Source organism: Chondromyces apiculatus DSM 436 (genome assembly GCF_000601485.1).
Taxonomy (GTDB): Bacteria; Myxococcota_A; Polyangia; order Polyangiales; family Polyangiaceae; genus Chondromyces; species Chondromyces apiculatus.
In genome coordinates this window covers 21,103-44,947 of the sequence record NZ_ASRX01000061.1, presented here as the reverse complement: position 1 = coordinate 44,947, position 23,845 = coordinate 21,103, and the positions used below count along the sequence as shown (strand labels likewise).

Here is a 23,845-nt window from a genome sequence, read left to right as displayed (position 1 = left end):
GATGCACTCGCCGGGCTACAGCTTCCGCGAGACGTCACGCGACGGCAACGCGCGCACCGGGCTCCTCGTCACCCCGCACGGCGAGGTCGAGACCCCCACCTTCATGCCCGTGGGCACCCAGGGCAGCGTCAAGACGCTCTCTCCCACCGAGGTGGCGGCGACCGGCGCCCGCATCGTCCTCGGCAACACCTACCACCTCTGGATCCGCCCTGGCCCCGACATCATCGCCAGGGCCGGCGGCCTTCACAAGTTCGCCTCCTGGCCCCACGTCATGCTCACCGACTCGGGCGGCTTCCAGGCCTTCTCCCTCGCCGACCGCCGCACCATGACCGAGGACGGCTTCGTCTTCCGCTCCCACATCGACGGCTCCCGCCTCGCCCTCTCCCCCGAGGTCGCCATGGAGGTCCAGGGCAAGATCGGCGCGGACATCGCCATGCAGCTCGACGTCTGCCCTCCGGGCATGTCCGCGCGCCCCGAGCTCGAGCGCGCCTGCGCCACCACCACCCGCTGGGCGCGCCGCTGCCTCGCCGCGAAGCGCCCCGACCAGGCCCTCTTCGGCATCGTGCAGGGCGGCACCGACGTCGCCCTGCGCAAGGCCCACGCCGAGGAGCTCGCCGCCATGCCCTTCGACGGCCTCGCCCTCGGCGGCTTCTCCGTCGGCGAGCCCATCGAGCGCATGCACGAGGTCCTCGGCGAGGTCGCCCCCACCCTCGACCGCGCGCGCCCCCACTACCTGATGGGCGTCGGCACCCCCTCCGATCTGGTCCGCGCCATCGGCACCGGCGTCGACATGTTCGACTGCGTCCTACCCACCCGGAACGCGCGCAACGGCCAGGCCCTCACCCAGCGGGGGCGCATCGTCATCAAGCAGGCCCGCTACAAGGAAGACTTCACCCCCCTCGATCCCACCTGCTCGTGTCCAGCCTGCACGGGCGGCTACACCCGCGCCTACCTCCGCCACCTCTACCTCGCCGGCGAGATCCTGGTCCTCCGCCTCATCACCGAGCACAACCTCCACCTGTATGGCCGGCTGGTGCGCGAGGCCCGGGAGGCCATTGCCGCCGGACGGTACGCGTCGTTCGCGCGCGCGTGGCTGGGGAGCGACGGCGACGAGCCCTGAACTCCGCGCCGCCTCCGCGCCGCCTCCGCGCCGCCTCCGCGCCACCTCCGCGCCACCTCCGCGCCACCCCGCGCCACCCCCGCGCCGACCCCCCGCTGCCCCCGCGCCGACCCCGCCGCGCAACGGGATACAGCCGCCCCACCGATCGGGGTACACTCTCACCGCGATGGGGCACTCCTCGTGCACCCGACCCCGGGCCGAGGCCTCCTCCGTACCGGCCGGTTCCTTGCTCACCCAACGCATCTCCGTTAGCCTTCTCGGGACCCCCCAACGCGCGGAATGACGCAAGATCCCAACAAGAAACCCCTCGGGCGCATCCTGCTCCAGCAGCGCGCAGTCACCCAGCCGCAGCTCGAACAGGCCCTGGTCGACTCCCGTGCCAAAGGCGTCCCCCTCGCCACTGGCCTGATCGAGAGCGGCACCCTCTCGGAGGTGGCGGCGCTGAAGGCGCTCTCCGAGCAGAGCGGCGTCCCCGGGATCGATCTCAACCAGGTCTGCATCCGCCTCACCGATCTCTCCATCCTGCCGCGGGAGATCGCCATGAAGCACAAGCTCCTCCCGGTGCTCGTGCGCGAGGACCGCATCCTCGTGGCCATGGCCGCGCCCACCGACAAGAAGGTCATCGACGAGCTGGAGTTCGTCACCGGCAAGCGCGTCTTCCCGTACATCGCGCTCGCGGGCCCGCTGATGCGCACCGTCGCCGCCGCCTACGACATGAAGGACAGCGGCGAGCCGTTCTACGTGGGCCCGAAGTGCCCCCCGGAAGTGCTCCGCCGCGCCGGCCTCGCGCCTTCGAGCGGCTCCCCCGAGCCGGCCCAGGCCCCCGCACCCGCGCGCCACACGCCTCCGCCCGCGCCCCCTCCGGCGCAGGCCCGGCAAGCACCTCCTCAGCCTCCGCGGCCGGCAGCGCCCCCGCCCATGCCGCCCCCGCCGCCCATGCCTGTTGGGCGCCAGTTCCCTTCCGCGCCGCCCCTCGCGCATGCCCCTGCCGCGCCTGCCCCGGTCCAGCAGCCCACGCCGCCGACCGTGAAGGTCCCGCAGGAGAACTCGTTCGCGGGCCTGATGGAGGACGAGTTCTCCTTCGAGGGCATCGTCGAGAGCCTGGACGACGACGCGCCCGCGCCCGCGCCGGCCCCCGCCGCCGCGGCGCCAGCGCCGGCCTTCGCGCCGCAAGCGCCGCCGCCTCTCGCGCCACAAGCGCCTCCGCCCTACACGCCGGCCCACGATCCGTTCGCCGCGCCTCCGCCTCCCGACCCCTTCGACGCCCCCGCGCCGAGCCGTCCCTCCGGCCAGCCTCCGGTGATCGTCGACGACGCCATGAGCCGCGCCGCCGCTGCCGACGAGTTCAGCGACGCCGACTTCGGCGAGGCCGATCGCGATCTGTCGATGGTGGGGACTCTCCCCCGCGAGGCCTCTCAGGACGACCACCCCACGGTGCTCGTCGTCGACGACGAGGCCGAGATCCGCAGGCTCCTTCGCCGCATCTTCGAGGAGCGCGGCTACCGCGTCGAGGAGGCCGACCGCGGCCTGCTCGCGCTGCGGATGGTGAAGGAGAACCCGCCCGACGTGATGATCCTCGACGCCATGCTCCCCGAGGTGCACGGCTTCGACATCGCCCGCCGGATGAAGGGCACCCAGCGCTACGGCCACATCCCGATCATCATGATCTCCGCGGTGTACCGCGGCTGGCGCTTCGCCGAGGACCTCAAGTCGAGCTACGGCGTCGACGCCTACATCGAGAAGCCCTTCCGCGTCGCCGACGTGGTCGCCGCTGTCGAGAACGCGGTCCACACCCGCTCCGTGCGCGGCGACCAGGAGCGCATCTCCGCCGAAGCCGAGCGCCTCCTTGCGGCGGGCATCGCCGCCTACCGCGAGGGCGACTTCGAGACCGCCGTGAAGCACCTGCGCGAGGGGACGATGATCGACCCGCTCGCCTACCGCCTGCACTTCCACCTCGGCCTGCTCTACGGAAAGCAGGGCCAGCTCTACGACGCCATCCAGGAGCTGGAGACCGCGCTGCACATGAACAGCAAGCACTTCCCCGCCCTGAAGAACCTGGCGGTGCTCTACCAGAAGGCCGGCTTCCGCAACAAAGCCATCGAGACCTGGGAGCGCGCCCTCAGCGTCGCCCCCGACGATCCGACGCGCCAGTCCATCAAGGACCACCTGCTCGGCTTGCTTTGAGTCTCCACGAGGGGACGCGCGTCCCCTCGCCCCGCCGGGAGTGAATCCCGACAGGGCCCCACTCCCCGCGATCCACCCTCGGTTTCCAGAGCGTGCTGCCGCTTCGGCCCTGACGCCCGTCGCTTCCGGAGAGGACAGTGTCCCCTGCCGCTCTGGGCGAGGTGAGGTGACCTGTCCGGAGAGATCGTCGAGCTGTCCGGAGAGGTCGTCGACCTGGCTGGAGAGATGAGGTGACCACTCCCGAGAGGTCGTCGTCCTGTCTGGAGAGGTCGTCGTCCTGTCTGGAGAGGTCGTCGTTCAGTCCCGAGAGGTCGCGGACCTGTCGGGAGAGATGCGGTGACCACTCCCGAGAGGTCGTCGACCCGTCCCGAGAGGTCGTCGACCCGTCCCGAGAGGTCGTCGACCCGTCCCGAGAGGTCATCGACCAGTCCCGAGAGGTCGTCGACCAGTCCCGAGAGGTCGTCGACCCGTCGGGAGAGATGCGGTGACCACTCCCGAGAGGTCGTCGACCACTCGGGAGAGATGCGGTGACCACTCCCGAGAGGTCGTCGACCACTCCTGGCAGGTGAGCCACCTTTCATGTGTGGGCTTTTGACCACGCCCACGCGGCTCCCGGGCCACGCTTCCTGACGTTCTGGCTCCAGCGAATCGAGCAAAATCCAGCAGATGCGGACCGGGAACGGCCGTTGCTCTACCGGATGGCGCGCACGAACGGACGCGGCTTCGACAACGAATCCCCCTCGCTGGATATACGCCCTGGTGCGCCACCGTGCGCATGGGTAGGCGACTCGGGCGCCGGCGAGAGGGGCAGGAGAGATACGACGATGGCAAACGATCCGATCAAGCCCGAGATGGGCGAGGTGTTCATCGACGCGCGTGCCCTCGAGGGCTTCCTCACGGACCTGTCCGAAGGAGCGATGCGAGGCATGCAGACAGCGCAGAAAGGCTTCGACGAGGTGAGCCAGGAGATCATGGCCAACCAGGCCGAGTACGGCGATCGGGCCGGGATCACCGAGACCGACTTCGACGACTTCGCCCTCGCGAGCGACCGCATCGCCCAGATCGACGTCTTCCTGCCGGCGGCGCGCAAGATGGTCGAGATCTTCGAAGAGACCCGGGCGATGCTCGACGATCAGCGGCAGCGCGCCGTGCACGGCTTCGCGCGCTCCGTGGAGGACCGGGCGAAATCCCGGAGCGACGGGGAGCTGCTGATGGCGCGCTACCAGAAGACCCGCTTCTATCGCTCGTCCGTTGGAATCAAGGCGCTGAAGACCCGGCGTCGCAATGAGCAGGCCGCCCAGGAGGAGTCGGAGACGAAGCCGGCTATGGTCGACTGATCCCGGCCGGTCCGGCCCCGCTGCCCTCCTTATCACCTGAGCCCCGGTGACCCTCGCCGGGGCTCCACCCCTCCCCACCTCTTGCCCCGACCCTCCCGGTCGGGGCCCCACCCCCACCCACTCCATGGCCCCGCCCCCTCGGGACGGGCGTCACCGGGAGTACGCACTTCGCCCACCAGCAGATCCCTGGGTCTGGTCTCTGCTCTGCTGAGAGCGCAGATCTTCAGCAGGAGCGAAACCCCACCTGGAACCCTTGCCAGGAGTCAGCACCCCGATCGGGGGGGTGGGAGCACCCAGTTACGCTGCACAAATCTATGGGATCCGCATTTTTGACAACGGAGCCAAGATCGGCTTCCCACTTCTTACCACGCGGCCCTGGATCGCCCTTGGGCGCCTCTGGGGACCGTCAGGTCGGGCGCAAGAGACACGTGCTCCTCAATTGTATCGGGGAGTTACGCAATCTTCAGGGGGTGCTTCTTGGTGCACATTGTCCCACATGTAGTCCCTTGGGCGCCAGAAAAGGTCCAAACTGTTGACACCCAGGGACCCCCTCCGTAGCGTGTCCCAGCCTCGTGGGAGGAAGTGGCAAAGAGTGCCACGGAGCGGCGTGCAGAGGACGAGTCTGGGGAGGCCTTCGGGGCCAGCCAGGCTCACGGACCAGTGAGCAACATGTTTCGCGGTCACTACGAGCACGCCATCGACGCCAAAGGGAGGACGAGCCTCCCCGCGCGCTTCCGTGAGGTGCTCGCTGCCACGAACGATCTGCGTCTGGTGATTACGCCCGCACTCTTCGACAGTTGCATCCACGTGTATCCGATGCGGGCATGGGAAGAGCTGGAAGCCAAGGTCGCTGCAATGCCCCAGTTCGATACCAACGTCGTCGCTTTCCGCCGTCGCTATCTCTCGGCGGCCGTCGAATGTGATCTCGACAAACAAGGGCGGATCCTGGTCCCACCGTCGCTCCGCGAGCACGCCAAGCTGAATGCGAGCGTGCTGTGGGCCGGAATGGGCAAGACGGCGGAGCTGTGGTCGCAGGAATGCTGGACGGCTGCTCAGCAGATGTCAGAGGCAGAGGCCTTGAGCTTCAAGGCCGCGATCGCGGAGCAGTTCAAGCTATGAACGCGCTGCCCGTCGAATTCAGCAGTCCCCCTGCACCCACCCCAGAAGGTGACGCGCCGCACAGGCCGGTCCTGCTCCAGGAAGTGATTGCGGCGTTCACCGCGCACGGCGGCGGGCTCTATGTGGACGCCACCCTCGGGGCCGGCGGTCATAGCGAGGCGCTGCTGGAGATCCCGGGGACGACCGTGATCGGTATCGATCGCGACACGCGCGCGCTCGGGATCGCGAAGGAGCGGCTGGCGCGGTTCGGAGACCGGTTCATCCCGGTGCACGGGCGGTTCTCCGAGATCGAGGCGCACCTCGCGGCGCACCTCGCGGCGATGGGGAAGGCGCACGTGGACGGGATCCTCGCGGACATCGGGCTCAGCTCCATCCAGCTCGACGATCCGGGCCGGGGGATGAGCTTCCGGATGGAGGGGCCGCTCGACATGCGCATGGACGTGTCGACCGGCGAGACGGCCCTCGATCTCATCGAGCGGCTCGACGACGACGAGCTGGCCAACGTGATCTACCGCTACGGCGAGGAGCGCCGCAGCCGGCGGGTGGCGCGCTGCATCAAGCAGGCGCAGGTGGCGGGGGAGCTTTCGACGACCACCGAGCTGCGGCGGGCGGTGGTGCGCGCGGTGGGTCCGGCCCGCGTGGGCGGGGTGGATCCGGCGACGCGGACGTTCCAGGCGCTGCGGATCGCGGTGAACGGTGAGCTCGACGAGCTGACCGCGCTGCTCGACGCGGCGCCGCGGCTGGTGGCGCCGGGGGGGCTGCTCGCGATCATCTCGTTCCATTCGCTCGAAGATCGCCTGGTCAAGCAGGCGACGCGGAACCGGGCGGTGTGGCAGGCGCTCAACAAGAAGCCGATCACCGCCTCGGACGAGGAGATCAGCGTGAACCCGCGGGCGCGCAGCGCGAAGCTCCGGGTGGCGCGTCGGTTCATGGAAGACGTCGCGGAGGACGCGGGCGAGGACGGGGGCGAGGACGCGGGCGAGGACGCGTGTGGAGACGCGTCGAACAACGCGGAAGACGGGGAAGACGTGGCGTCGGAGGATCTGTCGTGAGCCGGGAGAGGGGTCCTTTCCTGGTGCTGTGGACGCTCGCGGTGGCGGCGACGGTGGCGGCGTTCGTGGTGCACCTGGCGCTGCGCGGCCGCACCGTGGATCTCGGCTACAAGCTGGGGCGCGCGCGGGCGGAGCAGGCGCGGCTGCGCGAGGTGAAGCGGGTGCTGTCGCTGGAGGCGGCGAGCTACGAGACGCCGCAGCGGGTGGAGATGATCGCGCGGTCGCTGCTCGGGATGACGCAGCCGCCGCCGGAGCGGGTGATCTCGATGCGCGCCGCCGCGAGGCTCGCGCCCGAGCCGGAGAGCGCGCCCGAAGGGGCGGAAGGGCAGGGCCAGAGCCCGAGCGCGGGGGCGACGCCTTGAAGAACCTCGATCCCAAGCGCGCGCGCTGGATCCGGATCCGGATGGGGATCCTCTGCGGGCTGATGGCCTGCGGCCTCGGGGCGATCGTGAGCGGCGCCTACCGCATCGAGGTCGAGGACGGCAAGGACTGGTACGAGCTGGCAGAGCGGCAGCGGCAGCGGCGCCTGCACATCACGCCGAAGCGCGGCACGGTCTACGACCGCAACGGGGCGCCGCTCGCGGAGAGCGTGGAGGTGCCCAGCGTGTCGCTCGACGCGGTGGAGATGCTGCGCGGCATCGAGGAGCGGTACGTGCCGATGCGCAGCCAGCAGTACGCGGAGCGCATCGCGCAGGTGCTCGCGCTGCCCGTCGAGGAGGTGGCCGAGAAGATCGGCCGGCGCCGCCGCTTCGCGTGGCTGAAGCGCCGCATCTCGGAGCAGGAGGCGGAGGGGATCCGCGGGCTGTCCGAGCGCACGCAGCGTCACCCGATCCGCGGTCTGGTGATCGAGGGCGAGGGGCGCCGCTTCTACCCGAACCGCGAGCTCGCGGGGCCGCTGCTCGGCTTCGTGGCGCCCGATGGGCTGGGCAAGGAAGGCCTGGAGCTTTCGCTGGAGCACGAGCTGCGGGGTGAGGCGAGCGAGGTGAAGGGCCTGCGCGACAGGTCGGGGAGGCTCATCTTCGCGGACAGCGTGGAGAACGAGCAGTCGCTCGCGGGGCACAACGTCCACCTGACCATCGACAAGGCCATCCAGTTCACCGCGGAGCGGGAGCTGGCTGCGGCGATGCGCACATACGAGGCGCTCGGCGGGTCGATCGTGGTGGTGGAGCCGTCGACCGGCGAGGTGCTCGCGATGGCGAGCGCGCCTGGCTACAACCCGAACGACTACTCGTCGAGCGATCCGGACGCGCGCCGGAACCGCTGCGTGGTGGACCGCTTCGAGCCCGGCTCGACGATGAAGGTCTTCACGATGGCGGCGGCGATCGCGTCGAAGAGCATCTCGCCCACGGCGACCCTCTACTGCGAGGAGGGCAACATGCCGATCGACAACGTGGTCATCCACGACACGCACCCGGCGAAGTGGCTGACGCCGACGCAGATCCTCAGCCTGTCGTCGAACATCGGGATGGCGAAGATCGGGCTCGGGCTCGGGGAGCAGCGGCTCTACGAGGGCTACCGGCGCTTCGGCTTCGGCGACGTGACGGGGCTGCCGGTACCCGGCGAGTCGAGCGGCGTGCTCCGGCCGCGCGGGCGCCCCTGGGTGCAGGTGGAGACGGCGTCGGCGGCGTTCGGGCAGGGCATCAGCGTGACCTCGCTGCAGCTCGCGATGGCGATGGCGGCGGTGGCGAACCAGGGGCGGCTGATGGAGCCTGTCCTGGTGAAGCGGGTCACCGACAGCACGGGGCTGCCGCTCTTCGAGGCGGCGCCCAAGGTGCGGCGCGACACGGTGCCGGCGCACGTGGCGCGGCTCGTCTCGGAGATGCTGGTCGCCGTCACGGAAGGAGAGGGGACCGGCATCGAGGCGGCGATCCCCGGCTTCCGCGTGGCAGGCAAGACGGCGACCGCGCAGAAGATCGATCCGGCCACGGGCAGGTACACGGACACGCACTACGTGGCGTCGTTCGTGGGCTTCATCCCGAACGACAGGCCGCGGCTGACCATCGCGGTGGTGCTCGACGAGCCGATGGGCGGCACCTACGCGGGCGGCTCGGTCGCCGGGCCGGTGTTCCGGCGGGTGGGCGAGATGTCGCTGCGCTACCTGGGCGTCACGCCGCGGGGCAACACGCCGATGAAGCTGTCGGAGGTGGCAGAGCAGGCGGGGGGCGACATCGCCGAGAGCACCTACCAGGCGCTCGGGAAGGGGCGCGCCGGAGAGGCTCCCGCACCGAGCGCGGCTCCTCCGCCGGCGGCGCCGGTGCGCATCGGCGAGGTGCGGGTGCCGGATCTGACGGGGCTGCCGGCGCGGGCGGCGCTGAAGAGCGTCACGGAGCTGGGGCTCTCCGCGTCGATCGAGGGCACGGGCCGCATCGCGCGGCAGGAGCCGGCGCCGGGCTCGGTGCTCTCGAAGGGGGCGGCCGTGAAGCTCTTCTTCGAGCCGCCTTCATGAGCGCCCCGGAGCCTTCGATGCAGATCCACGCGGAGCGCGCGGCGAGAGGGCTCTCCCTCGGGGAGCTGGTCCGCGAGATCCCGGGGGCGCGTCTCGTCCCCGCGGAGGCTGCGGGCGTGGTGGTGAAAGGCGTGCACCACGACTCGCGGGCGGTGACGCCCGGAGATCTGTTCGTCGCCCGGGCGGGGGCGCACGCGCACGGGGAGAAGTTCATCGCCGACGCGATCGCGCGCGGTGCGTGCGCGGTGCTGGTGGAGGGCGGCGGGGCTGGGCAGAGCGCGGTGCCCGAGGGGACGCCGCGCGTGGAGGTGGCCGACGTGCCGCTCGCGCTGGCGCTGGCGTCGCACGCGGTCTACGGGCACCCGACGTTCCGGCTGGAGGTCGTGGGCATCACCGGGACCAACGGCAAGACGACGACTGCGCACCTGGTGCAGGCGGTGATCGACGGGTGTGGCGGGCGGGCGGGGATCGTGGGCACGCTCGGCTACCGGTTCGGCGATCTGGAGCTGCCGGCCACGCACACCAGCCCGGAGGCCGACGCGCTCTCGCGGATCGCGGCCGAGATGGACGCGCGCGGGGCGACGCACCTGGTGATGGAGGTGTCGTCGATCGCGCTCGCGGCGAAGCGCGCGGACGCGGTGCGGTTCCGGGTGGCGGCGTTCACGAACCTCACCCAGGACCACCTCGACTACCACGGGTCGATGGAGACCTACGCCGAGGCGAAGGCGCGGCTCTTCCTGGATCTCGGCCCGGCGGCGGCGGCGGTGAACGTCGACGATCCGTTCGGCGAGGCGCTGGTGCGGCGCATGGACAAGCGCGAGGGCGCCCCGGCGACGTGCCGGATCGCGCGCATCTCGGCAGTGCCCGGGGCCTCGGCGGCGGTGGCCGACGTCGCGCCCGTGACGCTCGCGCAGGATCCTGGGGGCATCGAGATGGTGGTGCGGACGCCTGCGGGCGAGGTCGAGGTGCGGTCGCCGCTCATCGGCGCGCACAACGTGTCGAACCTGCTCACGGCCCTCTCGGTGGGGTGGCTGCTCGACCTCGACGTGGCGCAGGCGGCGCGCGCGCTGAGCCAGCCCGTGCAGGTGGCGGGGCGCCTGGAGCGCTGCGACGTGCCCGGTACCGACGACGTGGTGGTGCTGGTGGACTACGCGCACACGCCCGACGCGCTGGACCGGGTGCTCCGGAGCGTGGAGGGGTTCGGCGGGGGGAAGATCTGGTGCGTGTTCGGGTGCGGCGGGGATCGCGATCCGCTGAAGCGCCCGCTGATGGGGGAGATCGTGGGCCGCGGCGCGGACGAGGCGATCGTGACCAACGACAACCCGCGCAGCGAGGATCCGCGCGCCATTGTCGAGGCGATCCTGCCCGGGCTCCGCGGGGGGCGCGCCAGGGTCGAGGTGGAGCTGGACCGCGCGCGGGCGATCTCGCTCGCGGTGTCGCGCGCGGCGCCGGGCGACGTGGTGCTCATCGCCGGCAAGGGGCACGAGCCCTACCAGATCATCGGTGACGTGACGCAGCCCTTCGACGATCGCGTCGAGGCGCGCCGGGCGCTCGCGGCGCGCCGTGCAGAGCGCGAGGTGCGCGAGGTGCGCGAGGTGCGCGAGGTGGGTGAAGGGCTTGAAGGGCGCGGCGGGGCATCACTCCCCGTGTCCGGAGTCGGAACGTGATCTACGAGCTGTTCTACCCTCTCAAGTTTCACTACGGCTGGCTGCGCTGGCTGAACGTCCTCCGGTACATCCCCTTCAGGACGATCATGGCCACCATCACGGCCATGCTGCTCACCTTCGTGCTCGCGCCGTGGTTCATCCGCGAGCTGCGGCGCAAGCAGATCGGGCAGGTGGTGCGCGCCGAGGGGCCCGAGACGCACAAGATCAAGGCGGGGACGCCGACCATGGGCGGGGCGCTGATCCTGCTCTCGCTGCTTCTGCCCACGGTGCTGTGGGCCGATCTCAGGAACCCGTTCGTGCTGGCGACGACGGCGGTCACCGCGGGCTACGGGGTGATCGGCTACCTGGACGACTACCTGAAGATCAAGCGCAAGAGCACGGGCGGCCTCGCCGGGCGCTACAAGCTGATCGGTCAGGTGCTCATCGGCGGCGCGGCGATCGCGTACACCTTCGTGATCACCGACAAGATCCCGTCGGACTGGGCGGCGATCAAGACCCGGCTCTCCATCCCGTTCGTCGCGTTCTCGAAGTACCCGCTCGACCTGCCGCTGTGGTTCTACGTGCCGTTCGCCGTCTTCGTGGTGGTGGCGACGAGCAACGCGGTGAACCTCACCGACGGCCTCGATGGGCTGGCGATCGGGCCGGTGATGATCAACGCGGGGACGTACCTGATCCTCGCGTACATCGCGGGCGCGACCATCGCGAACTTCTCGCTGGCGACGTACCTCGACATCCCGAAGATCGCCTCCGCGGGGGAGCTGTCCGTGTACTGCGGGGCGGTGATCGGAGCCGGGATCGGGTTCCTCTGGTACAACACGTACCCAGCGCAGCTCTTCATGGGGGACGTGGGCGCGCTGGCGCTCGGGGGTGGGCTCGGCATGCTCGCCGTGTTCACCAAGAACGAGATCCTCTCGGTGCTGCTCGGGGGCATCTTCTTCGTGGAGACGCTGAGCGTGATCACCCAGGTCACCTCGTACAAGCTCACCGGCAAGCGGGTGTTTCTGATGGCGCCGATCCACCACCACTACGAGAAGAAGGGGTGGGCGGAGCCGAAGATCATCGTGCGCTTCTGGATCATCTCCATCCTCCTCGCGCTGGTGTCGCTGGCGTCGATGAAGCTCAGGTGAGGGCCGTCTTGGAGATGCGAGGACGCAAAGCAGTGGTGGTGGGGCTCGGGCGGAGCGGCGTCTCCGCGGCGAGGCTCCTGCTCGGGCGCGGTGCCGAGGTGATCGCGAATGACGCGGCGCCGCGCGAGCGGCTCTCGGCCGAGGCGCGGGCGCTCGAAGGCGAGGGCGCGCGGCTCGTCACGGGCGGTCACGACGAGGGGCTCTTCGCGGGCGCGGAGCTCGTGGTGGTGTCGCCCGGGGTGCCGCCGTTCCCGGCGCTCGACGCCTTCGAGCGCGGCGGTGGAGAGGTGATCGGGGAGCTGGAGCTCGCGTCGCGCTGGCTCTCCGCGCCCATCGCGCTCATCGGCGGCACGAACGGCAAGAGCACCACGACGGAGCTGACCGGGGCGATGCTGGGGCGGGCGGGGAAGAAGACGTTCGTGGGCGGCAACCTGGGGACGCCGCTGGTGGAGGCGATCGGCGCCGGGTTCGACGCGCTCGTCGTGGAGATCTCGAGCTACCAGGCGGAGCGGGTGTCGACGCTGCACGCGCGGGTGCACGCGCTCCTGAACATCACCGACGATCACCTGGACCGGCACGGGACCTTCGAGGCGTACGCGGACGCGAAGGGCAAGCCGTTCACGCTGATGACGGCGGACGACGTGGCGGTGATCCCGTACGGAGACGCGATCGTGGCGCGGCAGGCGGCGCGCGGTGGCGCGCGGGTGGTGACGTTCAGCGGGACGGACGCGCGCGCCGACGTCACGGTCGAGGGAGACGACCTCGTGGACCGGACCTCGGGCGCGCGGGTTCCGCTCGCGTCGCTGCGGCTGCGCGGCGCGCACAACGTGGCGAACGCCTGCGCCTCGGTCGCGGTCGCGGCGGCGATGGGCGCGGCGCCGGGAGCCATCGCGGAGGCGCTCGCGAGCTTCGAGGGCTTGCCGCACCGGACGGTGCTCGTCGCGGAGATCGCGGGGGTGCGCTTCTACGATGACTCCAAGGGGACGAACGTGGGCGCGTCGGTGGCGGCGCTGTCGGGCCTCGGCGAGCCGAAGGCGGTGCTCATCGCGGGTGGGCGCGACAAGCAAGGCGACTACGCGCCGCTCGTGGACGCGCTGCGGGCGCGGGGCAGGGCGGTGGTGCTGATCGGAGAGGCCGCCGAGCGCATCGAGGCCGCGGTGCAGGGCGCGGTACCCGTGGCGCGCGCGACGTCGATGGGCGATGCGGTGCTGCGCGCGCAGGGACTCGCGCAGCCTGGCGACGCGGTGCTGCTCAGCCCCGCGTGTTCGAGCTTCGACATGTTCCGGGACTACAAGGATCGCGGGGATGCCTTCGTGCGCGAGGTGCGTGCCCTGGCCGGAGGACACGACGCATGAGCGCACTGCTGCGTGGAGCCGCTGGGACGACGAACCCGGCGCCCCGGAACCGCCACGTGGAGCGGCCGGAGGCGCAGGGGAAGGCGAAGGGAGAGGGCGCCGCATCCGCTGCCGGAGGGATCGCGGGGTGGCTGCGCGCGCGCCGGTCGGGCGCGTCCGAGCACGGGGGCGCGCGCTCGGACGTAGAAGCGCGCGGGGGCGCTGCGAGGCGGGTGGTGGACGCGCCCATCGGGGCGCCGCGAGGGCCGGTGGACGCGGTGCTCGCGGCGATGGTGATCGCGCTCGTCGGGTTCGGCGTGGTGATGGTCTACAGCGCGAGCGCCATCGAGGCGACGGTCCGCTACAAGGACGCGCAGTTCTTCCTGAAGCGGCAGGCGGTGTACGCGGTGGTGGCCATCGCCGCGATGTTCGTGACGAGCCGCCTCGATTACCGCAGGCTCAAGCCGTTCACCTACCCGATCCTGATCGGCGTGGTCGGGATGCTCCTCGCCACCGTCGTCGGCCTCGGGCACCGCGCGGGCAACGCCTACCGGTGGCTCGCGATCGGGCCGGTGCACATCCAGCCCGCGGAGTGCGCGAAGCTCGGCATCGTCATCTGGCTGGCGTACTCGCTCTCGAAGAAGCAGGAGCAGATCAAGTCGTTCTCCGTCGGCTTCCTCCCCCACCTGCTGGTGGTGGGCGTGCTGATGCTGCTCTGCTTGAAGCAGCCGGACTTCGGGAGCGCGATGGTGCTCCTCTTCCTGACGTTCACGCTGCTCTTCGTGGCGGGCGCGCGGGTGCCGTACATCGCGTCGTTCTCGGCGATGCTCGCGCTCGCGGCGGCGGCGCTGGTGCGGTTCAGCGGCTACCGCTACGCGCGCTACCTGGCCTGGATCGACATGGAGAGCAACCGCGCGGACCTCGCGTACCAACCGTTCCAGTCGGTGATGAGCTTCGGCTCGGGTGGGCTCAGCGGGCTCGGGCTCGGGCGCGGGCTGCAGGTGCTCTACCTCCCCGAGGCGCACACGGACTTCATCTCGGCGATCGTCGGCGAGGAGCTGGGCTTCCTCGGCGTGGTCGGGCTGTGCGCCGCGTACCTGGTCATCGTCTCGCGCGGGGTGAAGGCGGCGCTCGAAGCGAACGACGACTACGGCAGCTTCATGGCGTTCGGCATCGCCACGCTCTTCGGGGTGCAGGCGATGGTGAACCTCTGCGTGGCCATGGCGATCCTGCCGACGAAGGGGCTGACCTTGCCGTTCATCAGCTACGGCGGCTCGTCGCTGCTGGTGAACGCGGTCGCCGCGGGGCTCCTGCTCAGCATCAGCAGATCGCGGCGGATGGCGCCCGCGGTGGACGAGGCGGCGATGAGGGAGCCGCTGCCGAGCGCGTCGGCGGTGGTGATGGCCTCGGCCAGCGAGGGGGCGCCTTGACGACGATCGTGATCGCGGGCGGCGGCACCGGCGGGCACGTCTTCCCGATGGTGGCAGTCGGTGACGCGCTGCGCGCCATGGGATCCGCCGGGAGCGCCGAGCGCGCGGCGGGCGAGGTGCGCGTGGTGTACGTGGGGACGGCCCGCGGCATCGAGGTCCAGGTGATGGGCGGTCGCGGCGACACGCTGGAGCTGCTCGAGATCTTGCCGCTGCGCGGCGGGGGCGCGCGGGGGTTCGCGCGCGGTGCTGCCGCGGCGGCGCGGGCGCTCCCCGAGGCGCGTCGCCTCATCCAGCGGCTCGATGCGCGCGCGGTGCTGTCGCTCGGTGGGTACGCGGGTGGGCCTGCGGCGCTCGCGGCGCGCTCGCTCGGGATCCCCATCACCATCCTGGAGCCGAACAGCGTGCTCGGTCTGTCGAACCGGCTGCTCGTGCCGTTCGTGGCGCGGGCGTACATCAACTTTCCGGAGACGGCGCGCGGGCTCCGCGCGAGCACGGTGCGTCGCTTCGGGGTGCCGCTCCGGCGCGCGTTCTCCCGGGCACCTTACGGGGCGCGCGCGGGGAAGCTGTCGCTCCTCGTGCTCGGCGGGAGCCAGGGCGCGGTGGCGCTGAACCAGACGCTCCCGCGGGCGCTTGCGCGCTGTCGCGCGGATGGCCTCGACGTGGAGATCGTGCACCAGACTGGCAAGGCGCGCGAGGCGGAGGTGCGCGCGCTCTACGCGGAGCTGGGGATCGAGGCGCACGCGCGCGTGGTGCCGTTCATCGACGACATCGCCGCGGCGCTCGCCGCAGCGGACGTGGTGGTGGCGCGTTCGGGCGCCTCCACGGTGGCGGAGCTCTGCGCGGTCGGCAGGCCGGCGATCCTGATCCCGTACCCGTTCGCGGCCGACGATCACCAGATGAAGAATGCGCGCTCGGTCGAGCGGGTGGGCGGCGCGCTCGCGCTCGCGCAGTCCGAGGCGAGCGAGGCGCGGATCGCCCAGGAGATCGCCGCGCTCGCCGGGGATCCCGGCAGGCGGGAGCGGATGGCCGAGGCCGCAGCGACCCTCGGCGCGCCGGACGCCGCGCAGCGCGTCGCGGAGGATCTCCTGGCGCTCGCGAGGGCCGCCGAGGAGAGGCCACGCGCCTGGTTCGCGGGTCGCGGTGGTCGCGAGGATCGTGGGGGCAGGTCCGAGCGCGCCGCCGTTGCAGAGGAGAGAGCTTGATGTTTCGTGGTCGTGTTCGTCACATCCATTTCGTGGGCATCGGCGGGATCGGGATGAGCGGTCTCGCGGAGATTCTTCGCTCGCTCGAGTTCGAGGTCTCCGGCTCCGATCTCAAGGAAGGATCGACGACCAAGCGCCTGCGCTCCCTCGGTGTGCGGGTGGACGTCGGCCACGGGCCCGCGAACGTGCGCGGCGTCGACGTGGTGGTGTATTCGAGCGCGGTCCACCCGGACAACCCCGAGCTGCAGGAGGCGAAGGCGCTCGGGATCCCGGCCATCGCCCGGGCGGAGATGCTGGCCGAGCTGATGCGGGTGAAGTACGGCGTCGCCATCGCCGGCTCGCACGGCAAGACCACCACGACGTCGCTCGTGGCGACCGTGCTGCACGCGGCGGGGCTCGATCCGACGGTGGTGGTGGGCGGGAGGATGGAGGCGCTCGGATCGAACGCGCGCCTCGGAGCCGGGGATCTGCTCGTCGCCGAGGCGGACGAGAGCGATGGATCGTTCCTGCGCCTCACGCCGACGGTCGCGGTGGTCACCAACATCGATCCAGAGCACCTCGACCACTACGGGTCGCACGAGAAGCTCAAGGATGCGTTCGTGGAGTTCGCGATGCGCGTCCCGTTCTACGGGCTCGCGGTGCTGTGCCTCGATCACCCGCACGTGCAGGATCTCCTGCCGCGCATCCCGCGGCGGCACGTGACGTACGGTCTGTCGCCGCAGTCGGACTACTCGGCGCGGGGCATCCAGTTCCGCGGCCTGGAGACCAGCTTCAACGCGTACCGGCGCGGCTCGCCGCTCGGGGGCTTCACGGTGCGGATGCCGGGCGCGCACAACGTGCTGAACTGCCTCGCCACCATCGCGGTGGCCGACGAGCTGGAGGTGCCGCTCGACGTGACGAAGCAGGCGCTCGCCACGTTCGGCGGCGTGGCGCGGCGCTTCACGGTGCTCGGCACCTTCGGCGGCGTGACGCTCGTCGACGACTACGGGCACCACCCCGCGGAGATCCGCGCGACCATCGAGGCCGCGCGGCGCGCGTACCCGGGCGAGGACCACCGGATCGTGGTGGTGTTCCAGCCGCATCGCCACAGCCGCACCCGCGACCTGTTCGACGAGTTCACGCGCGCGTTCAACCTGGCCGACATCCTGGTGATGACCGAGATCTACGGGGCAGGGGAGCACCCCATCCCGGGGGTGAGCGGGGAGCGGCTGCTGCAGTCGGTGCGCGAGCACGGGCACCACGACGCGACGTTCGTGGCCGACAAGGCGGAGCTGCCCGAGGTGCTGGAGCGGGTGGTGCGGCCGGGTGACGTGGTGATCGCGCTCGGCGCTGGCGACGTGAACCTCTCGGTGCGCGCGCTCCGGGAGCGGCTCGAAGCCCGCGGGAATCGAGCGGCGCTGGCAGGAGGAGGAGAGCCATGAACGCTGGTCGTCGTTCGAGCGCGCCGCCGCCGCCGAACCGGAGGATCGCGCCTGCGCCCGAGGCACCCGCGCCGAAGGCGAACACGCGCAAGGGGGACTCGGTGCCGCCGGTGAAGCGGGGGACGACGTCCGCGTCACCGTCCTCGCCGCCGCCGAACGATCGGCGCGCGTCGTCTCCGGAGGACTCACCCGCGCCGCCGGCGACGAGCGTCTCGGTCCGGCCTCCGGGGCGGACCGGCGCGGCCGCGCCGCCCGTGAAGAAGGCGCCGAGCTTGCCGCGGGGGCTGCGCTGGCTGCAGCTCCTCGCGGGCGTGGTGGTGGTCGTCGCCGCGTCGATCGGCGTGGGGTGGGGCGCGCGCCGCTACGTCATGTCGAGCCCGCGCTTCGCGATCCGCACCGTGCTGATCGAGGGCGAGCAGCGGCGGAGCGCGCAGCAGGTCGCGGACGCGGGCGCCATCGCGGTGGGCAAGAACATCTTCACGCTCGACCCGGCCATGGCGGGGGCGGCCATCGCGGCGGATCCCTGGATCGAGAAGGCCACGGTGACGCGGCGCCTGCCGTCGACCATCCACGTCGCGGTGGTCGAGCGCGAGGCGCGCGCGCTCGTGGCGATCGGCGGTGATCTCTACCTGGCCACGCGTGACGGCGATCTGTTCAAGCAGCGCGTGGACGACGATCCGGCGGACCTCCCCGTGGTGACGGGCATCACGCCCGAGCACGTGGCGCGCGATCGTCCGGGCGTGGTGCTCTCCGTGCGGCGCACCCTCGACGTGCTCGACGACATCGACAGGTCGGGCATCTCGCGGCGCTACCCCGTCGAGGAGCTGCACGTCGAGAAGGATGGAACCCTGGTTTTCATCCTCGGCAAGGAGGCCATCGCGCTCCACCTCGGTAGTCCACCGTACCGCGACAAGATCGCCCAGGCGGCGCAGGTCCTGAACGAGCTCGCGCGCCGCAAGGCCAATGCTTCGGTGATTTTCCTCGATAGCGAGGCTCATCCCGAGCGGGTCGTGGTGAGGATGCGATGAGAGGCGCGACCAAAATTTGTCCGTATCGCGTAGGCCATGTCAGCGTCCCCCCTGCCCGATACGGGACCGGCCCTGAGCGCCTCGGAGGAGATCCCGAGATGCCGCGGAAAGGGCCGCTCCCGGGCGTGATTTCCCGCCGAGCATGAGGGTTGTGCACGCGATGAAGAGCCGGATGGAGACGACCGAGATTGTTGTGGGCCTGGACATCGGGACCACGAAGGTCTGCGCCGTCGTGGGTGAGGTCGACGCAGACGGGATCACCATCCTCGGGGTGGGGAACGTCCCGTGCCGCGGCCTCCGCAAGGGGGTGGTGAGCAACATCGACTGGACGGTTCGCTCGATCACCGAGGCCATCGAGGCCGCCCAGACCATGGCCGGCGTCGAGATCCGCACGGTGTACGCGGGCGTGGCCGGCAGCCACATCCGGTGCCAGAGCTCGGACGGCGTCGCTGCCATCTCCGGTGGCGAGGTCACCCGGCTCGACGTGGAGCGCGTGCTCGAAGGCGCGCGCGCCATCCCCGTGGACGCCGATCGTCAGATCCTCCACGTGCTCCCGCGCGAGTTCACCGTCGACAACCAGGATGGCATCCGGGACCCGGTGGGGATGAGCGGGGTGCGGCTGGGGACGAAGGTGAACCTGATCACCGCCGCGACCTCCTGCGTGCAAAACGTGGTCCGCTGCGCCGAGCGCTGTGGTCTCACGGTTGCAGACGTGGTTCTGGAACCCGTGGCGAGTGCAGAGAGCGTACTGTCCGAGGACGAAAAGGAGATCGGTGTCGCGCTGATCGACATCGGCGGTGGTACGACGGATCTCCTCCTCTACGTCGACGGCGGCATCGCGCATGCAAGCGTGATCCCGGCGGGCGGGAACAACGTGACGGCGGACATCGCGGCGGGCCTGCGCACCCCGATGGGCGAGGCGGAGCGGCTGAAGCGCAATTTTGGATGCGCGCTCGGACGCATGGTGGGTGACGAGGAGGAGATCGAGGTCCCGGGTGTCGGCGGACACCCGCCACGGCGGACCGCACGACGCGTACTTTCGGATATCATCGAGCCTCGCGTGGAGGAGATCTTCGCGGTGATTCGCAAGCGCATCGAAGACACCGGCCTGCTCGAGCAGCTCTCCGCGGGCGCGGTGCTCACGGGTGGCGGGGTGCTCATGGAGGGCATGACCGAGTTCGCCGAGGAGATCCTCGGGATGCCGGTGCGCCTCGGGGTCCCGGTGGGGGTGCGCGGGATCACCCAGCTCGTGGCCGGACCTCAGTACGCGACGGGTGTGGGGCTCGTGCAATACGGGGCCAACGCGCTCGCGCAGGCCCGGGCGCTCACGCCGCCGCCGCCCGAAGTTGCGCGAATGGATGGACGCCGCGACAGAATCAAGGAATCACGTCGCGAGGTGCGCGAGGCTTCGCGTGAGGTGCTGCGTGACGCTTCCGATGACACCAGGATCGAAAAGAAGTCCGGGGGGAGGTTCTGGAGCTGGCTCCGTGCTGCTTTCTGAGCATGACGGAGCATTCAAAAGTTGTTAGGAGAGGTCGGCTTCGACCGGCCCCGTTCAAGGTTCACGAGAGACAGCGTCAAGGCGATGAAGCATCCCTTGACTGCGCGTCCGGCGCGAGGCGAAGAGCCCCCGCGCCCCTGAGAGAGCAATCGAGTGCCCGCGAGGCGGCGGGCAGAGCGGCTGCACGCACATCCCCCGGGAGGATTTCATGACTTTCTCCATCGAGTTCGCCCCTGAACACGCCGGCTACGAGGCCCGCATCAAGGTCATCGGTTGCGGCGGTTCCGGCGGCAACGCGGTCAACACGATGATGAACTTCGGCCTGGAGGGCGTGGAGTTCATCGTCGTCAACACCGATGCGCAGGCGCTCGGCGCGAGCCTCGCTCCGACGAAGATGCACATCGGTCAGAGCGTGACGCGCGGCCTCGGCGCCGGCGCCGACCCCGAGAAGGGCCGCAAGGCGGCGCTCGAGGACGTGACCCGGATCAAGGAAATGATCTCGGGCGCGGACATGGTCTTCGTCACCGCCGGCATGGGCGGCGGCACGGGCACCGGCGCCGCCCCGGTGATCGCGCAGCTCGCCCGTGAAGAGGGGTGCCTCACGGTCGGCGTCGTCACGAAGCCGTTCTTCTTCGAGGGGAAGCAGCGTGCCCGGCGCGCGGAGCTCGGCCTGGCGATGCTCGCGGAGCACGTCGACACGCTGATCACCATCCCCAACCAGAAGCTGCTCTCGCTCGGTGACGAGGATCTCTCGTTCGTCGAGGCGTTCCGGAAGGCCGACGAGGTGCTGTACCAGGCCATCAAGGGGATCAGCGACCTCATCACCCAGAACGGCATCGTCAACGTCGACTTCGCCGACGTGAAGACCGTGATGTCGAACATGGGCCGCGCCCTCATGGGGACCGGCTGCGCCAAGGGTCAGGGCCGCGCGCGCCTCGCCGCGGAGATGGCCGTCAGCTCCCCGCTGCTCGACGACATCTCGGTCGAGGGCGCGACGGGGGTCCTCATCAACATCGTCGGCGGGCCCGACATGCGGATGAAGGAGATCGAGGAGGCCGCGACCCTGGTGCAGGAGCAGGCGCACGAGGACGCGAACATCATCTTCGGCGCGACCATCGACGAGAGCATGGGCGACATGATCAAGGTGACGGTCATCGCGACCGGCTTCGATCACCCCGTCGTCGAGGTGCCGCAGCAGTTCGCGTCGTCGTCCGTGGGCCGCGGCAGCGCGCACGCGCTCTCCCCGATCGCGGCGTCGACTGCGCCGATGTCGGCGCGCACCAGCGTGAGCGCGCCTCCGATGACCCAGCGCCCGCAGAGCCGTGAGGATGTCGCCTTCCCGACCAGCCGCAGGCCTGCAGCGCCGCCGGTGCCGTCGCAGGCAGGCGCGGCTGGCGGCGCGCGGGACCGGTCGAGCTTTGTCCCGCCCCTCGATGGTGACTGGGACACCCCCACCTTCCAGCGTCGCGGCCAGTGAGGCTCACCTGACGCAACGCAGCGTTGACTTCGGCGTGCTGCGACTTATCGTCTGGCGCGGCTCCTCATCTCTCCTCTGCCGCGGCGCCCTGACGCCGCGATCTGGCCGCCCATGAGTGAAAAGCGCGATTACTACGAAATCCTTGGCGTTGCGCGCGACGCCTCTCCCGACGACATCCGCAAGGCGTACCGACAGCTCGCCCTGAAGCACCACCCGGACCGGAACCCCGGGGACAGCGCCGCCGAGGCTTGCTTCAAGGAAGCCACCGAGGCCTACGGCGTCCTGTCCGATGCCGACAAGCGCGCTCGCTACGACAAGTTCGGGCACGCTGGCCTGGAGGGCGGGGGCGGGTTCGACGGCGACATCTTCTCCCACTTCCAGGACATCTTCTCCGAGTTCTTCGGGGGGATGGGCGGTGGTGGTGGCAGGGGTCGCCGTGGCCCCGCGCGTGGTCAAGACGTGCGCGTGCAGCAGCGGCTCACGCTGAAGGAGGCGCTGGTCGGCTGCAAGCGCGAGGTCCTCCTGCGCACGCCGTGGCCTTGCGAGGAGTGCAGCGGGACGGGCGCCAAGCCCGGGACGAAGCGCAAGACGTGCGGCACGTGCAACGGTCAGGGGCAGGTCTCGACTGCGCGCGGCTTCGTGATGTTCTCGCAGACCTGCCCCGAGTGCAGCGGTGAGGGGTCTGTCGTGAAGACGCCCTGCTCTGCCTGCAAGGGCGCGGGTGCGGTGGACAAGTCACGGAAGGTGGTGGTCACCTTTCCCGCGGGCATCGACGGTGGTCAGCGCTTGCGGGTTCCCGGTCAAGGCATGCCGGGCGCGCAGGGGGCACCTCCTGGTGACCTGTACGTCGACGTGGATCTCCTCCCGGACGACCGCTTCGAGCGGCATGGCTCGGATCTCGTCTACCGGCTGCAGATCCCGTTCGTCAGCGCGGCGCTCGGCACCTCCATCGAGGTGGAGCTTCCCGACGAGAGCAAGGTCGACGTGGTGGTGCCCGCAGGGACCCAGCCCAATGACGTCATCACCCTGAGGAACAAGGGAGTGACGAAGCTCGACGGCCGTGGCGAGGGTCGCGGGCGGGGCGCGCTGCAGGTGCTCGTGCAGGTCGAGGTGCCCAAGGAGCTGAGCGCGGCGGCGAAGGACCTGCTTGAGAAGTTCCAGCACGAGCTGGCGAAGAGCGACAAGCGCGGTGCGAAGAGCGCCTGAAGCGGGCACGAGCCTCCATCGACTTACCGCGTCATCCCCATCCAGGCGCCTGCGCAGGCGAGGCCGAAGGCGATGGGGGCGAAGGCGATCGCGAAGACCACGGCGATGGGGGCGGCGAGGCCGAGCAGCACGAGGGAGCCCACGATGGCGAGTGCGGCGGCGATTGCGGGTTCGAGCACGCTGCGTGTCGCGGATGCGCGCGCCACCAGGTAGCCGGCGACGGGGAACGCGAGGAGCGCGGCGCCTCCGATGAGCGCCAGGGGCACCATCGCCTGGGTGTTCGCTTCGGCCCGATCCACGGCGGCGAAGTCGATGCCCAGGTAGTGTCCCAGGGCCACGCTCCCGACGAGCATCGCGGTGAGCACGCCTGTGGTGACCAGCGCTCCGAACACGATCCAGGTCAGCGTCACCGGACGCTCCGTCCGCCGCAGTGCTGCCCGCACTGCGCCGATCGACGGAGGCGCGATGCTGCTCAGCAGACGCCGCACCCGTGGATCGGACGGGAGCTGGTCGCGGCGCAGCAGATCCTGCGCGGCGGACAGCGCGATCCCGCCGACGGCGACCAGGATTGGCAGCGCGCCCAGCATGGCGATGGGCGCGCGTGCGTAGACGAGGTGGTCGTAGACGCCGTTGAACAGCGTCGCCGCGAGCCAGGTCGCGTTGAACCAGCGCCCCCCGATCCGGTGACGCCGGTCCCGTCCGAGCGCGTATCCCCACGCTGCCGCGAACGCCACGTGCCCGGGCACGGCCATCAGCACCCGCACCATGTCGACGGATGGCAGCGCGCGCCCCCACAGGAACACCGCGTTGTGCGCCGTCACGAACCCGAGGGCTGCGGTGGAGGCGTAGAGGATCCCGTCGATGGGCGCCGCCAGCTTGCGCGTGCGCACGAGCGGCGTCACGGCGGCGACCTTGAGCGCCTGCTCGATGGGGGCGGCCACCAGGATTGCGTACACCAGCGTGGCCACGTCCATGGCGCGCGCGTGGCGATCGAGCCCGGCCCACCGCATCAGCAGACCTTCGAGGAGCGCCGCCGGCACGAACGCCAGCGCCCCGAGTGCCGCCGCGGCGAGCGCCGCCGTGAACCTGCGCGCGCCGCCGCGGACGCGCCGCAGCAGCAGGAACCACACCACGGCGGGTGCCGCGACCGCGACGAGCCCGAGGATCAGCGAGAGGGCGCTCAACGGTCGCGCG

19 protein-coding genes are annotated in these 23,845 nt (G+C 70.8%); 18 read left to right on the top strand and 1 reads right to left on the bottom strand.

Annotated features, from left to right (window positions below):
• The first annotated feature begins 1 nt into the window (after position 1).
• The 18 genes from tgt to dnaJ all read left to right on the top strand — a co-directional run bounded on the left by tgt (position 2) and on the right by dnaJ (position 22,651).
• Positions 2–1,120, top strand: a complete 1,119-nt coding sequence (gene tgt, locus CAP_RS31495) for a tRNA guanosine(34) transglycosylase Tgt (protein WP_044247641.1) — start codon at positions 2–4, stop codon at positions 1,118–1,120.
• 279 nt (positions 1,121–1,399) lie between these two features.
• A complete protein-coding gene (locus CAP_RS54220) occupies positions 1,400–3,304 on the top strand; it encodes a response regulator (protein ID WP_044247638.1) in 1,905 nt (634 codons plus the stop codon).
• 230 nt (positions 3,305–3,534) lie between these two features.
• Positions 3,535–3,792, top strand: a complete 258-nt coding sequence (locus CAP_RS31485) for a hypothetical protein (protein ID WP_044247635.1) — start codon at positions 3,535–3,537, stop codon at positions 3,790–3,792.
• Positions 3,793–4,128: 336 nt separating this feature from the next.
• Positions 4,129–4,641, top strand: a complete 513-nt coding sequence (locus tag CAP_RS31480; RefSeq protein ID WP_044247631.1) for a hypothetical protein — start codon at positions 4,129–4,131, stop codon at positions 4,639–4,641.
• 669 nt (positions 4,642–5,310) lie between these two features.
• On the top strand, positions 5,311–5,760 hold the full coding sequence (mraZ, locus tag CAP_RS31475; RefSeq protein ID WP_044247714.1) for a division/cell wall cluster transcriptional repressor MraZ: 450 nt from the start codon (positions 5,311–5,313) through the stop codon (positions 5,758–5,760).
• On the top strand, positions 5,757–6,812 hold the full coding sequence (gene rsmH / locus CAP_RS31470) for a 16S rRNA (cytosine(1402)-N(4))-methyltransferase RsmH (protein ID WP_081865463.1): 1,056 nt from the start codon (positions 5,757–5,759) through the stop codon (positions 6,810–6,812). Before mraZ ends, rsmH begins: the two co-directional genes overlap by 4 nt.
• Entirely contained in the window at positions 6,809–7,174 is a 366-nt protein-coding gene (locus CAP_RS31465; protein WP_044247628.1) for an FtsB/FtsL family cell division protein, read from the top strand. The genes rsmH and CAP_RS31465 overlap by 4 nt, the downstream gene beginning before the upstream one ends.
• Positions 7,171–9,258 (top strand): PASTA domain-containing penicillin-binding protein, encoded by a 2,088-nt coding sequence (locus tag CAP_RS31460; RefSeq protein ID WP_044247625.1) that lies wholly within the window; start codon positions 7,171–7,173, stop codon positions 9,256–9,258. Before CAP_RS31465 ends, CAP_RS31460 begins: the two co-directional genes overlap by 4 nt.
• A complete protein-coding gene (locus tag CAP_RS31455; protein WP_081865462.1) occupies positions 9,255–10,925 on the top strand; it encodes a UDP-N-acetylmuramoyl-L-alanyl-D-glutamate--2,6-diaminopimelate ligase in 1,671 nt (556 codons plus the stop codon). Before CAP_RS31460 ends, CAP_RS31455 begins: the two co-directional genes overlap by 4 nt.
• Positions 10,922–12,052, top strand: a complete 1,131-nt coding sequence (gene mraY / locus CAP_RS31450; RefSeq protein WP_044247617.1) for a phospho-N-acetylmuramoyl-pentapeptide-transferase — start codon at positions 10,922–10,924, stop codon at positions 12,050–12,052. Before CAP_RS31455 ends, mraY begins: the two co-directional genes overlap by 4 nt.
• A 14-nt stretch (positions 12,053–12,066) precedes the next feature.
• On the top strand, positions 12,067–13,407 hold the full coding sequence (murD, locus tag CAP_RS31445; protein WP_052376392.1) for a UDP-N-acetylmuramoyl-L-alanine--D-glutamate ligase: 1,341 nt from the start codon (positions 12,067–12,069) through the stop codon (positions 13,405–13,407).
• On the top strand, positions 13,404–14,816 hold the full coding sequence (gene ftsW, locus CAP_RS31440; RefSeq protein ID WP_052376386.1) for a putative lipid II flippase FtsW: 1,413 nt from the start codon (positions 13,404–13,406) through the stop codon (positions 14,814–14,816). Before murD ends, ftsW begins: the two co-directional genes overlap by 4 nt.
• Positions 14,813–16,018, top strand: coding sequence for an undecaprenyldiphospho-muramoylpentapeptide beta-N-acetylglucosaminyltransferase (murG, locus tag CAP_RS31435; RefSeq protein WP_044247612.1), 1,206 nt, complete (start codon positions 14,813–14,815; stop codon positions 16,016–16,018). The genes ftsW and murG overlap by 4 nt, the downstream gene beginning before the upstream one ends.
• Entirely contained in the window at positions 16,018–17,439 is a 1,422-nt protein-coding gene (gene murC / locus CAP_RS31430) for a UDP-N-acetylmuramate--L-alanine ligase (RefSeq protein ID WP_044247610.1), read from the top strand. Before murG ends, murC begins: the two co-directional genes overlap by 1 nt.
• Entirely contained in the window at positions 17,436–18,467 is a 1,032-nt protein-coding gene (locus tag CAP_RS31425; RefSeq protein ID WP_044247608.1) for a cell division protein FtsQ/DivIB, read from the top strand. The genes murC and CAP_RS31425 overlap by 4 nt, the downstream gene beginning before the upstream one ends.
• A 142-nt stretch (positions 18,468–18,609) precedes the next feature.
• Positions 18,610–19,968 carry a cell division protein FtsA gene (gene ftsA / locus CAP_RS31420; protein ID WP_231511787.1) on the top strand — a complete coding sequence of 453 codons (1,359 nt, stop codon included), beginning with the start codon at positions 18,610–18,612 and terminating at the stop codon, positions 19,966–19,968.
• 208 nt (positions 19,969–20,176) lie between these two features.
• The gene (gene ftsZ, locus CAP_RS31415) at positions 20,177–21,445 is read left to right on the top strand and encodes a cell division protein FtsZ (RefSeq protein ID WP_044247605.1); all 1,269 of its coding nucleotides are present in this window, start codon (positions 20,177–20,179) and stop codon (positions 21,443–21,445) included.
• Positions 21,446–21,556: 111 nt separating this feature from the next.
• Positions 21,557–22,651: a molecular chaperone DnaJ gene (gene dnaJ, locus CAP_RS31410; protein ID WP_044247602.1), complete on the top strand. Its 1,095-nt coding sequence runs from the start codon at positions 21,557–21,559 to the stop codon at positions 22,649–22,651.
• A gap of 23 nt (positions 22,652–22,674) precedes the next feature.
• Here dnaJ and CAP_RS31405 read toward each other — a convergent pair whose 3' ends face one another.
• The gene (locus tag CAP_RS31405) at positions 22,675–23,835 is read right to left on the bottom strand and encodes a PrsW family glutamic-type intramembrane protease (protein WP_044247599.1); all 1,161 of its coding nucleotides are present in this window, start codon (positions 23,833–23,835) and stop codon (positions 22,675–22,677) included.
• Positions 23,836–23,845 lie beyond the last annotated feature (10 nt).